The organism is Streptomyces sp. AJS327, from assembly GCF_013450295.1.
GTDB lineage: Bacteria > Actinomycetota > Actinomycetes > Streptomycetales > Streptomycetaceae > Streptomyces.
Window position 1 is genome coordinate 1,772,597 of the sequence record NZ_SKBR01000001.1, and the last position, 12,794, is coordinate 1,785,390.

The 12,794-nt window shown below is 69.8% G+C and carries 4 protein-coding genes; 1 reads left to right on the forward strand and 3 read right to left on the reverse strand.

Going from position 1 to position 12,794, the window contains the following annotated elements:
• Positions 1-55 precede the first annotated feature (55 nt).
• Positions 56-9,583, forward strand: coding sequence for a type I polyketide synthase (locus tag E0L36_RS06985; protein ID WP_258015927.1), 9,528 nt, complete (start codon positions 56-58; stop codon positions 9,581-9,583).
• A gap of 269 nt (positions 9,584-9,852) precedes the next feature.
• On the opposite strand, the gene E0L36_RS06990 is transcribed toward E0L36_RS06985, so the two are convergent.
• From E0L36_RS06990 to E0L36_RS07000, 3 genes are all read right to left on the reverse strand, one after another.
• Positions 9,853-10,671, reverse strand: a complete 819-nt coding sequence (locus E0L36_RS06990; RefSeq protein WP_180927932.1) for a fumarylacetoacetate hydrolase family protein — start codon at positions 10,669-10,671, stop codon at positions 9,853-9,855.
• Positions 10,668-11,210 (reverse strand): flavin reductase family protein, encoded by a 543-nt coding sequence (locus E0L36_RS06995; protein ID WP_180927933.1) that lies wholly within the window; start codon positions 11,208-11,210, stop codon positions 10,668-10,670. The genes E0L36_RS06990 and E0L36_RS06995 overlap by 4 nt, the downstream gene beginning before the upstream one ends.
• A 77-nt stretch (positions 11,211-11,287) precedes the next feature.
• Positions 11,288-12,760, reverse strand: a complete 1,473-nt coding sequence (locus tag E0L36_RS07000; protein ID WP_308416657.1) for a hypothetical protein — start codon at positions 12,758-12,760, stop codon at positions 11,288-11,290.
• Positions 12,761-12,794: the final 34 nt, after the last annotated feature.

Here is a 12,794-nt window from a genome sequence, read left to right on the forward strand (position 1 = left end):
TGAGGGGACTCCCGCGCACCGCCGACCAGTATCAACGGGCGAGAGAGCACAGCACATGACTGTCGATGACATGAAGGATTCCACCGTTCCCCGGCGCTCCGTACCCGCGCGGCCGGACCGTGCGGAGGAGGCGGCGCCCGTCGCCGTGGTCGGGATGGCCTGCCGGCTGCCGGGCGTCGAGAGCCCCGAGGAACTGTGGCGTCTGCTGCGCGACGGCCGCACGGTCGTCAGGGAGACGCCGCCCCGACGTGCCGAGCACGCCGCGGGCCTGACACATGGTGGGTTCTTCGACCGTATTGACGCGTTCGACCCGGAGTTCTTCGGGATCTCCCCGCGGGAAGCTGCGGCCATGGACCCCCAGCAGCGGTTGATGCTGGAACTCGCGTGGGAGGCTCTTGAGCACGCTCACATCGTGCCGTCCACGCTCCGGGGTGCGCGCACGGCGGTCTTCGCCTCCGCGCTGTGGGACGACTACGCCGAGCTGGCCCACCAGCGCGGCGGAGGGGCTCTGACTCCGCATACCTTCACCGGCACCCGGCGGGCCATGCTCGCCAATCGTGTCTCGCACGCCCTGGGACTCGGCGGGCCCAGCATGGCCGTGGACACCGGCCAGTCCTCGTCCTTGGTCGCCGTCCACCTGGCATGCGAGAGCCTGCGTCGTGGGGAGGCGACCACCGCGCTCGCCGGTGGGGTGAACCTGATCGGTGGGCCCGGCTCCACCAGCACCTCGGCCCGCCTGGGCGCGCTGTCCCCCGGCGGACGCTGCCGGACCTTAGACGCCGAGGCCGACGGCTACGTACGTGGTGAAGGGGGAGGCGTCGTCGTCCTCAAGACGCTGGAACAGGCGGTCGCCGACGGTGACACCGTGTACGGCGTCCTGCGTGGCAGCGCCGTCAACAACGACGGTGGGGGCGACGCGCTCGGCGTACCTAGCCGCGAAGGCCAGGCGGAGGTGCTGCGCCTGGCCTGGGAGAAGTCCGGTCTCGACCCGGCCCACGCCCAGTACGTCGAACTGCACGGAACCGGTACGCCCACGGGAGACCCCGTCGAGGCAGCGGCCCTGGGGGCCACCATCGGGGCTGGCCACGACGTCGGGGACCCTGTCCGGGTCGGTTCGGTCAAGACGAACGTGGGACATCTCGAAGGGGCGGCGGGTGTCATCGGCCTGCTGAAGGTGCTCCTCAGCCTGCGCAATCGTGCCCTCCCACCCAGCCTGCACTACTCCACGGCACACCCCGGAATCCCGCTGGAGCGTCTGCGGCTGCGGGTCCAGACCGAACTCGCTCCCTGGCCCACACCGGACCACCAGCTCGTGGCCGGCGTGTCCTCCTTCGGCCTCGGCGGCACCAACTGCCACGTCGTGGTGACGGAGGCCGAGCACGCGGAGGCGGAGACGCCGTCGGTCGCGGCCACGCCGTACGACGCGACGCACGCGAAACCCCTCCCGTGGGTGCTCTCCGGCCGTAGCCCTCAGTCACTGCGGGACCAGGCCGCACGGCTGCGGACCGACCTGCTGGCACACCCCGGGCGGCGGCCCCAGGACGTCGGTCTGACGCTGGCCACTTCCCGCTCGCGGTTCGCTCACCGGGCCGTGGCCCTGGGGATGAATCGGAGGGACCTGCTCGACGCCCTCGAACGCCTCGCCCACGACGAGCCCACTGTCGACGTGCTCCAGGGGGTCTCCGGTGCTGGACCGGATCCGGTGCTGGTGTTCCCGGGACAGGGGCCGCAGTGGTCGGGCATGGGGCTGGAACTGGCCCGGTCGTACCCCGTGTTCGCGGCGGCCCTGAAGGAGTGCGAGGACGCCTTGCGCCCATGGGTGGACTGGGACCTGTCCACCGCTCTGTCGGGTGACCTGTCCAGGGTGGACGTGGTCCAACCGGCCCTGTGGTCCGTCATGGTGGCGCTGGCGCGGCTGTGGCGGTCGTTCGGCGTGACGCCCGCCGCGGTGGTCGGGCACTCCCAGGGAGAGATCGCCGCAGCGGTGATCGCCGGCGGACTGTCCCTGGAGGACGGCGCGCGGATCGCCGCCAGGCGGGCACAGTTGATAGCGCGTCGGTTGGCCGGACAAGGGGCGATGGCGTCGGTGGCCCTCCCGCCGGAACGCGTCGAGGAACGCCTGGCCGGGCTGGGTGACGCGGTGTCCGTCGCGGCCGTCAACGGACCAGCGGCGACGGTGATCTCGGGAGAGCCCGAGGCCGTCGAGACGCTGCTGGCCGCCTGGAAGGAGGCAGGGGTGCGCGTCGGCCGGGTCGCGGTCGACTATGCCTCCCATTCGGCGCAGGTGGCCCAGGTCGCGGAGGAACTGGAGACCGAACTCTCCGACGTTCGTCCGCGGACGTGTCAGACGCCGATGTACTCGACGCTCACCGGCGGCCTGCTGTCAGGTGAGGAACTGGACGCCTCGTACTGGGTGCGCAACCTGCGGCACACCGTGCGTTTCTCCGACGCCGTGACGCGGTTGATCAACGAGGGGAACAGACTTTTCGTCGAGGTCAGTTCCCATCCCGTGCTCACCCTCCCGATCCAGGAGATCTCCGAAGCCCTCCGCGAAGGGGGAGGGACGGGCGCAGCCGCGCACTCCGTTGGCTCCCTGCGGCGCGACCACGGGCAGGCCGAGCACTTCCTCACCAGCCTCGCGCAGGCGCACGTGCGCGGAGCCGACGTGGACTGGACGCCCGCTTTCGGCGACGCCCACACGGTGGACCTGCCCACCTACGCCTTTCAGCGCACGAGGCACTGGCTGCCTCTCGGTGACGCTGGAACGCGGGCCCCGGTCCAGCAGGGACCCGTCCACCAGGAAGTGCCCTCCGAAACCGCATGGGACGAACCGGTTGCCACCGGGTCCGTGCCCGGGGGGTTGTCGGCGCAGAGCGTCGACCGCCAGCGTGCCCACGTGCTCGACCTGGTCCTCCGACACGCGGCCGCCGTGCTCGGCTATACCGATCCGAGCAGGGTCAACGGCGAGACGACGTTCAGGGACGCGGGTTTCGACTCGCACATGTCGGTGGAGCTGCGCGACCGCCTGGGCGTGGCCACCGGACTGTCACTCCCATCGGACCTGCTGTTCTCCTTCCCCACGCCCACGGCACTCGCCGAGCGGCTGCGCGAGGAGTCCTTCGGCACGGCGGCCGAAGAGGCCGCCGTCGGCACCCCGGCGGTTGGACGCCCCGACACGGACGACGACGCGATCGCCGTCGTCGGCATGGCCTGCCGGCTCCCCGGCGGGGTCCGCACGCCAGAGGACCTGTGGCGCCTGGTCGAGGAGGAGACGGACGCGATCACCGCCTTCCCAACCGACCGCGGCTGGGATCTGACGGCCCTTGCCCCCGAACCCGGCAACGACAGTACTCCCGGATCGCGCCAGGGTGGCTTCTTGCACGATGCCGCGGACTTCGACGCCGCATTCTTCGGTATCTCCCCGCGTGAGGCCCTGGCGATGGACCCGCAACAACGGGTGCTCCTGGAGGTCTCCTGGGAGGCTCTGGAAAGGGCCGGGATCGTGCCGTCCACCCTCAAGGGCAGCGCCACCGGCGTCTTCGTCGGAGCCATGGCCCAGGAGTACGCCACCCGCCTCGACCAGGCGCCGGAGGGATTCGAGGGGCAGCTCCTGACCGGCACGTCCAACAGCGTGCTGTCCGGCCGTATCGCGTACAGCCTGGGCCTTCAGGGACCCGCGATCACCGTGGACACAGCGTGCTCTTCGTCGCTGGTCGCTCTGCACCTGGCGGCGCAGGCGCTACGCCAGTCCGACTGCTCCGTCGCGCTGGCCGGTGGCGTGACCATCATGTCGAGCCCGGGCATGTTCATGGAGTTCGACAAACAAGGCGGCCTGGCTGCTGACGGGCGGTGCAAGTCGTTCTCCGCCGCGGCTGACGGCACCAGCTGGGCCGAGGGTGTGGGGATGCTGGTGCTGGAGCGGCTTTCGGAGGCGCGGCGTCAGGGGCATCCGGTGCTGGCGGTGGTGCGGGGTTCAGCGGTGAACCAGGACGGTGCGTCCAACGGTCTGACGGCGCCGAACGAAGAGGCGCAGGAAGAGGTCATTCGCGCCGCGCTGGCCGACGCCCGGCTCAGCCCCTCGGATGTTGATGCGGTGGAGGCGCATGGTACTGGTACGCGGCTTGGTGATCCGATCGAGGTGAATGCCTTGTTGGCGACTTATGGTCGTGGTCGGTCTGTTGAGCGGTCGTTGTGTCTGGGGTCTTTGAAGTCGAATATTGGTCATGCTCAGGCTGCTGCGGGTGTGGCGGGTGTGATCAAGATGGTGATGGCGATGCGGGCGGGTGTGTTGCCTCGGACGTTGCATGTTGATGAGCCTTCCGCGTATGTGGATTGGGTGGGGGAGCCGTTGGAGTTGTTGGTGCGGGCTCGGTCGTGGCCTGGTGAGGGTGTGCGGCGGGCTGGTGTGTCGTCGTTCGGTATTAGTGGCACGAATGCGCATGTGATTCTGGAGGGGGTTTCTGGGGGTGGTGTGTGTGATGGGGGTGGTGTTGGTTCTGGTGTGGTGGGGGAGTTGAGTGGTGCTGGTGCTGGTGCTGGTGCTGGTGCTGGTGCTGGTGCTGGTGCTGGTGGGGGTGTGGTGCCGTTGGTGTTGTCGGGGCGTGGTGTGGGTGGGGTGAGGGGGCAGGCGGGGCGGTTGCGGGAGTTTTTGGGTCGGGGGGGTGGGGGTTGTTCGTTGGTGGATGTGGGGTGGTCGTTGGCGGGGACGCGGTCGGTTTTGGAGGATCGTGCGGTGGTGGTGGGTGGGGATCGGGAGGCGTTGTTGGAGGGTTTGGGTGTGGTGGCTGCTGGTGGTGAGGGTGTGGGTGTGGTGAGTGGTGGTGTGGGTGGTGGTGGTGGGTTGGTGGGTTTGGTGTTTGCGGGTCAGGGTGCGCAGCGGTTGGGGATGGGGCGGGAGTTGTATGAGGCGTTTGGGGTGTTTGCTGAGGTGTGGGATGAGGTGTGTGGGGTGTTGGATGGTTTGTTGCCGGGGTCGTTGCGTGAGGTGGTGTTTGGTGGGGATGAGGGGTTGTTGGAGCGTACGGAGTGGGCGCAGCCGGCGTTGTTCGCGTTTGAGGTGGCGTTGTTTCGGTTGTTGGAGTCGTGGGGGGTGCGGCCTGGTGTGTTGGCGGGTCATTCGGTGGGGGAGGTTGCTGTTGCGCATGTGGCGGGGGTTTTGTCGTTGGGGGATGCGTGTGTGTTGGTGGCGGCTCGTGGGCGGTTGATGCAGGGGTTGCCTGAGGGTGGGGCGATGGTGGCGGTGGGTGTGGGTGAGGAGGAGGTGTTGGGGGTTTTGGCGGGGTGTGAGGGTGAGGTGTGTGTTGCGGCGGTGAATGGTCCTGAGTCGGTGGTGGTGTCGGGGTGTGTGGAGGCGGTGTTGGAGGTGGCGGGGGTGTTTTCGGCGCGGGGTGTGCGTACGCGTCGGTTGGGGGTGAGTCATGGTTTTCATTCTTCGTTGGTGGAGCCGATGTTGGATGAGTTTCGGGGGGTGTTGGAGGGGTTGGTGTTTGGTGAGCCGGTGGTGCCGGTGGTGTCGTCGGTTACGGGTCGGCGTGCGGGTGCGGGGGATTTGGCGTCGGTGGAGTATTGGTTGCGGCATGCGCGGGATTGTGTGCGGTTTTTTGATGTGGTGGTGGGGTTGGAGGGGGAGGGTGTTGGTCAGGTGTTGGAGGTGGGTCCTGATGGGTCGTTGTCTGGGTTGGTTGTGGATGGTTGGGGTGGGTCTGAGGGGGTTGTGGTGGCGTCGTTGGGGCGTCGTGGTCGGGGTGAGGTGGAGTCGTTGTTGGTGGGGTTGGCGCAGAGTTGGGTGGTGGGGGGTGAGGTGGATTGGCGTCGGGTGTGTGCTGGTGGGCGTCGGGTGGATTTGCCGACGTACGCGTTCCAACGCGACCGCTACTGGCTCGACCCCACCACGACGGGCGGGCGCGGCGACAACCAGTCGCTGCTCGCCTCCGCCGTGGCGCTCGCGGACAGCGACGGCGCACTGCTGACGACGACCTTGACGTGCCAGGCGGAGCCCTGGCTCGCCGACCACATGGTGGCGGACGGCGTGATCCTGCCCGGCACCGCTTTCGTGGAGTTGGCTCTGCGGGCCGGGGACGAGGTCGGCTGCGGACGACTGGACGAGCTGATCCTCCACGCGCCTCTCCATCTGCCGGAGCGGGGAGGGGTCCAACTCCAGGTCGCCGTGCGTGAGACCGAGGACGACGATCCGGCCGGCCGGCGACCGTTCGCCGTGCACGCCCGCCTGGCCGATGCCTCGACTGACGCCCCATGGACCTGCCACGCGACCGGGACGCTCACGCCGTCGTCGGGTTCGCGTGATGAGGCCGATCCGGCCCCCTGGCCACCAGAAGGCGCCGAGCCGGTGCCCGTCGACGAGCTCTACGCCCGGCTGTCCGTCATCGGCTACAGCTACGGCCCGGCCTTCCAGGGTCTGACGACCGCATGGCGACGGGGCGCCGAAGTGTTCGCCGAGGTGTCCTTGCCGACCGCTCAGCAACAGTACGCCGCGAGCTACGGCATTCACCCTGCGTTGCTCGACGCTTGCTTGCACGGGGCGTTGCTCGACAGGCTGGATCGCGACACGACACGTCCGGCCCTGCCGTTCGCATGGGCCGGCGTCGAACTCTTCGCCACCGGCGCCATGGCGGCGCGTGTCCGCGTCGCACCGGGGAAGGACGAGGCCCTGTCGGTAGACCTCGCGGATGCCTCGGGCCGGCCGCTGGCCTCGGTCCAGTCACTGATCCTGCGTGAGCCGATCGATGAGAAGGGGAGCGCGGCCGCCGAGGGGCCGGCGCGGGGGTTGTACCGGATCGGTTGGTCCCACACGACGACCGCCGACGCGGTAGCCACCATGCCCCGGTCGCTGTGCGTCCTGGGCAAGGACGTGGCTGACCTGGACGATCTGCCTGATCCCGTCCCCGCACACGTCGTCTTCCCCGTTGCGGACGAGTCCGACGTCCGCGGAACGGTCGTGCGGGTGCTGCACGTGGTGCGGCGATGGCTGGCCGGGGAGCGGTTCGTCGGGTCGAGTCTCGTGCTTGCTCTGGATGGCGACAGTCCGGCCCAGGCCGCGGCGGCCGGGCTGGTACGCACCGCGCAGACCGAGCACCCAGGGCGGTTCGTCCTGGCGCACGTCGTCCACGACCCGGAGTACGTCGTGACGGCGCGTGCGTTGGGGACATCGACGGAGCCGGAGATCCGCGTGACCGCCGAGGGGCGGATCGCGCTACCGCGGCTGGTACACCCCGAGGACCGTGCGGTACGGCTGTCCGCGGACGGACCGTGGGCGATCTCGGCCGGCGCCGAGGGAACCCTCGATGGTCTGACGGCACTTCCCGTGCCCGACGCCGCAGAGCGCCTGCCGGTCGGTCACGTGCGTGTGGCCGTGCGCGCCGCGGGGCTGAACTTCCGCGACGTCCTGACCGCCCTCGGGATGTACCCGGGGGAGTCGACCATCGGCATCGAGGGCGCAGGGGTGATCACCGAGGTCGGCCCCGGCGTCACCAGCATGGCGGTGGGCGACCGTGTCATGGGTCTGCTCCCCCGTGCCATGGGACCGACCGCCGTCCCGGACGCCCGCAGTGTGGTACGCATGCCCGATGAGTGGACCTTCGCCCAGGGAGCGGCCGTACCGGTGGCGTTCCTCACCGCCTGGCTCGGCGTGGTGGACGGCGCCAAGCTGACCGCCGGGCGCCGCGTCCTAATCCACGCCGCCACCGGGGGGCTGGGGATGGCGGCAGTGCGGCTCGCCCAGCACGTGGGAGCCGAGGTCTTCGCCACCGCCAGCCCCGACAAGCAGCCGACGCTGCGCGAACTGGGCCTCGACGACGACCACATCGCCTCCACCCGCGACCTCCGCTTCCGTGAGCGGTTCCTGACGGTCACGGACGGCGAGGGCGTGGACGTGGTGATGAACACACTGGCCGGTGAGTTCACCGACGCCTCGCTCGATCTGTTGCCCCGCGGGGGGCAGTTCGTGGAGATGGGCAAGACCGACATCCGCGAGCCGGGCACCGTGGCAGTCGACCACCCGGGTGTCGACTATCAGTTGTTCGATCTGATGGTCGAGGACCCCGACCGTGTCGCGGTGGCCCTGGGCGACCTGGTCAACCTCTTCGCGACGGGGGCGCTCCAGCCGTCACCGATCAGCGTCTGGGATGTCCGTCATGCTCCCGAGGCCTTCGACACCATGCGCAACGCCCGGCATCAGGGCAAGATCGTCCTGACCCTGCCCCGGCCGCTCGACCCCGCGAAGACCGTGCTGATCACCGGGGGCACGGGCACGCTGGGGAGCCTGCTCGCCCGTCACCTCGTCAGCCAGCACGGTGCCCGGCACCTCCTGCTCACCAGCCGGCACGGTGCGGCCGCGCCAGGAGCGGAGCAACTCAGAGCCGAGCTGGTCGAAGCGGGCGCCCAGGTCACCGTCGCCGCCTGTGACGCGGGAGACCGTGAGGCGTTGTCGGAACAGCTCGCCTGCATACCGGCCGATCGACCGCTGGGCGCGGTGATCCACACGGCAGGTGTCCTCGATGACGCCGTCGTCGAAGCCCTCACTGACGAGCAGGTTGAGCGGGTCCTGCGGGCCAAGACGCACTCCGCGGAGAACCTCGACGAGCTGACGGCTGGACTCGACCTGGAGGCTTTCGTGCTCTTCTCCTCGGTCGCCGGCGTGCTCGGCACGGCGGGCCAGGCCAACTACGCGGCGGCCAACGCCGCCCTGGACGCTCTGGCGCGGCGACGTTGTGCGCAGGGGCTACCCGCGGTGTCGGTCAACTGGGGTCTATGGCGACAGGCCAGTGGCATGACCGGTCACTTGGACGAGCAGGACGTCGACCGCCTGGCCCGCTCCGGAGTGGCACCACTCGACTCCGCCGAGGGGCTCGCCCTCTTCGACGCCGCTCTCGCCGTCGGCGGGCCCAACGTCGTCGCCGCACGGCTCGACATGGCCTCCCTACGGCAGCGGGCGGCGGCCAACGAGCTCCCCGCCTTGTTCCAGGGACTGGTGGGTACTGTCCGTCGGCGGGCCGCCGAGGGGCCGATGGCAGCGTCCCGTATGGACGGCGGGCTGCGGGAGCAACTGGCAACGAGTCCGCCCGAGACGCGTGAACGGGCGCTGCTGGAACTCGTCCAGTCCCAGGCAGCCGCGGTTCTGCACCACAGTGCGGAGGCCATCTCGCCCGAGCAGTCCTTCCGCGAGATGGGGTTCGATTCCCTGACCGCGGTCGAGCTGCGCAACCGGATGAATGCGGCCACGGGGTTGCGCCTGCCGAGCACGATCATCTTCCGACACCCCACACCCGCCCAACTGGCCACGCGCATCCAGGAGGACCTCTTCCCACAGGAGGAGGTGCCCGAGCCGTCGGACCTGCTGGCAGCGTTCGACCGCCTGCACACCGTAGTGCGCGGCGCATCGCCCGAGGACCGTGTGGCCTCCTCCGTCGCGGACAAGCTGCGACTCCTGCTCCGTGAGTTCGACGGAGCGGCGGTGGGGACGGGAACGGGTCCGGAGCCGGACATGCCGATCGCGGAGACGGAGTTGGTGCCCCTCGTGGACGACGAGGTGTTCGCTCTCATCGAGAAGGAGCTGGGGAACGAGTAGCTCCGTGCACGACGGACCCGGCGCACTTCCGTTCCAGGGAGGAGCGTCCGTTCGTCGCGCACCGCCTCCGGGCCCCGGGGAGCTGGCCGCGGGGACGTGGTTCGTGGTCGGCTTCGGCGTTCGCCGCTCATCCACCGGCCTGGATGTGCCGTCGCCCGCGTCTGCCGCTGGGTGCTCGGTGTCCCGGGAGAACGCCCTGGGGCCGGTGTCGGTCCCGGGCGGCGGCGGACGGGCCGCGGGCCGTGCCGTGTTCGGGGGTGGCGGTGCGGTCAGTGGATCGGGGTGGAGACCGTGCCGAGTCCGTCGATCGTCACCTCGACCCGGTCGCCGGCCCCGAGGTACTGGCGCGGTGTGCGGGCGTGCCCCACCCCGCCGGGGGTTCCGGTCAGGATCAGGTCCCCGGGGTGGAGCGGGACCATGGTCGAGATGTAGGAGACCAGGTGTGCCGGGGTGAACAGCAGGTCAGCCAGGGCGTGTTCCTGTGTCGGCGTGCCGTTGACCGTGGTGCGCAGGGTCGCTGCGGCGGGGTCGAAGGAGTCGGCGGTGACCAGGTACGGGCCCACGGGGGTGGAGCGGGCCCAGATCTTGCCCTGGAGCCACTGGGCGGTGCGGTTCTGCCAGCCCCGCAGGGAGATGTCGTTGGCGACGGTGTAGCCGGCGATGTGGGTGTGCGCCGCGTCGTGGCTCACCCGGTACGCCGTGCGGCCGATGACGACGGCGAGTTCGCCCTCCCAGTCCATCGCGGGGTCCTCCGCGACGGTGCTGACCGGGTCGGCGGGACCGGTGAGGGTGTCGGCGAACTTCGCGAAGAGGGTGGGGAACCGTGGGAGGTCCCGGCCCATCTCCGTGATGTGGGACGTGTAGTTGAGGCCCGCGCAGATGACCTTCGACGGGTTCGGTACGACGGTGTCGAGGTCGGTCCGGGTCAGGGGGTGGCTCGGGCCGGTCGCGTCGGCAGCGATCTCCCGCCAGTCGGCCTCGGCGAGCAGGGCGCCGACGTCGGTGTAGCCGGGGATTCGGGTGAGGGTGGTGTCGTCGAGGCGGGCCGCGCCGCGGCCGTCGGCGGTGCGTACGGTCGCGAGCCTCATGCCGGGTTCCCCCGTCCGTCGCTCTCCCCGGCAAGGGAGCCCCATCTGCCCCGGTGGAAGAGGAGGGGACCGCTGTCGTCCGTGTGGCCGAAGGAGTGGACGAGGCCGAGGATCAGGACGTGGTCTCCACCGTCGTAGTCGGCCCACGGGGTGCACTGGAAGTAGGCGGGCGAACCGCTGATGCGTGGCGCGGAGTCGGGGGTGTCCTGGATCCACGGGACGTGGTGGGCGTCCTGGGGGCGGCCCGCGAACCGCATGGCGGTGGCGAGTTGGTCCTCCCCGAGGACGTTGACCGCGAAGGGCAGTCTGAGGAGGTATGGCAGGGCGCGCGAGGTGCGCTGGATGGAGACGAGGACGAGGGCGGGGTCCATCGACACCGAGGTGAACGAGTTCACGGTGACGCCGTGGTGGCGCCCTTCGGACCGGTAGGTGAGGACGATCACGCCGGTGGCGAAGTTGCCCAGGGCGTCGCGGAGTTGGCGGGCGTCGGGGGGCCGGACGGCGGTGCGGGGTGTCGCGTCGTGAACGGTGTCGGTCATGCCGGATCTCCGGGGAACGAGTCGCGGGTGGATACGGGTGGGCCGGGAGTCGGCGGGCGGACGGCTCCCGGCCCGGGTCAGTGCGCTTCGGTGCGCGCTTCGCCGCCGGTGGCGAAGGTGGTCGCGGTGCCTTCGGGTAGCCATGCGCGCAGCACCGGGTAGAGGACGATGGCCAGCACGAGGGAGATGAGGAAGCCGAGCGCGAAGACGTCGGTGGCCATCAGGACGACGCCGACGGCGGCGGATATGAGGAGGGTGAGCACTCCGGCCCAGTTCCAGTTCTCCACGCGGTGGGTGGCGCTGTCGAAGCGGGTCCGGCGGACCAGGTAGTAGTCGGCGATCATGACGCCGCACATACCGAGGGTCATCGCGCCGAGGTAGGCGAGGTACTCGCTGAACTTGCCGAGGATACCGGCGGCGATCATGGCGAGGGCGATGAGGTTTCCGACGATCACCATGGAAGCCCGGCCGGGCTTGCGTCCGGTGAGGGCGTCGATGAGGTTGACCAGTGACAGGGAGCCCGAATAGGCGTTGATGGCCTGGGCCTTAGCCTGTGCGGCGTAGATGGTGACGAAGCCTATCCAGGCCGCGAAGATGACGAAGAAGGCGCCGGTGTTCTCCATGACGAAGGCGTTTCCGCTGGCGGTGGCGGCCTCGCGGGTCATGCCCGCGTTCTCGGCCATCAGGTGGTCGACGACGCGGGGCATGCCGCCGATCATGACGAGGGAGCCGAGCACGGTCATCACGATGTTCTGGGTGACCGGTCCGGCCACGGCCAGGACGGTCACGTCGCGGCGGGTGCGGCAGTAGCGGGCGAAGTCGGTGGTGACCAGGGCGATGGTGCCGGCGGTGGCGCCCATCACCGATATCGCGGACTCGTACCTGGCCCACAGGCCCCCCGGGACCACCCCCTCGTAGGTGAAGACGTCCATCGGGCTGGCGCCCTGCACGACGTAGATGTCGATGATCATGTAGATCGTGACGAGGAGGGTGATGGCGGTGAGGGCGCCGGTGGCGCGCAGGGCGAGCTTGAGTCCGAAGATGGCCAGCGCGATCCACGCCAGGGTCATGAGTCCGTAGAGGAGGATGCGCCAGGTCCATGAGTCGGGCACGTCGAACATGAGGAGGGTGCCCTGGTAGAGCAGCGCGGACTCCATGGCGAGGAAGCCCAGGATCATGAAGACGAAGATGACGGAGCCGATCGCCGAGCCCTTGAAGCCGAATCCGAAGAACCGGGAGGTGAGCGTGGACGACATCCCGGTGGCGTGGGCCATCCGTCCGAGCGCCTTGCCGAGGGCGACGCCGAGCACCGCTACCAGAACACCGACGATCATGCCGACGGTGAAACCGGCGAGGACCACGGTGAAGCCGGCGATGGCGAAGACGACGAGCGCGGTGGCGACACTGACGGGGCTGAGGGCCAGTTGGTAGCCGCTGCGGCGCTCGGCCTCGGGCACGCTGACCAGTGCGTGGTCCTCGGCCGCGGCGGCCAGGGAGGAGTCGGCCGGCCCGGCGGGGGCGGGGCCGGGAGTGCTGGTGTGTGGAGTCACGGTGTGTGTCCTGTCGTTGAGAACCCTTGGGGGA

Coding starts and splice junctions, on each gene's coding strand:
- E0L36_RS06985 (WP_258015927.1), top strand. CDS start 56: ATGACTGTCGATGACATGAAGGATTCCACCGTTCCCCGGCGCTCCGTA.
- E0L36_RS06990 (WP_180927932.1), bottom strand. CDS start 10,671: ATGAGGCTCGCGACCGTACGCACCGCCGACGGCCGCGGCGCGGCCCGC.
- E0L36_RS06995 (WP_180927933.1), bottom strand. CDS start 11,210: ATGACCGACACCGTTCACGACGCGACACCCCGCACCGCCGTCCGGCCC.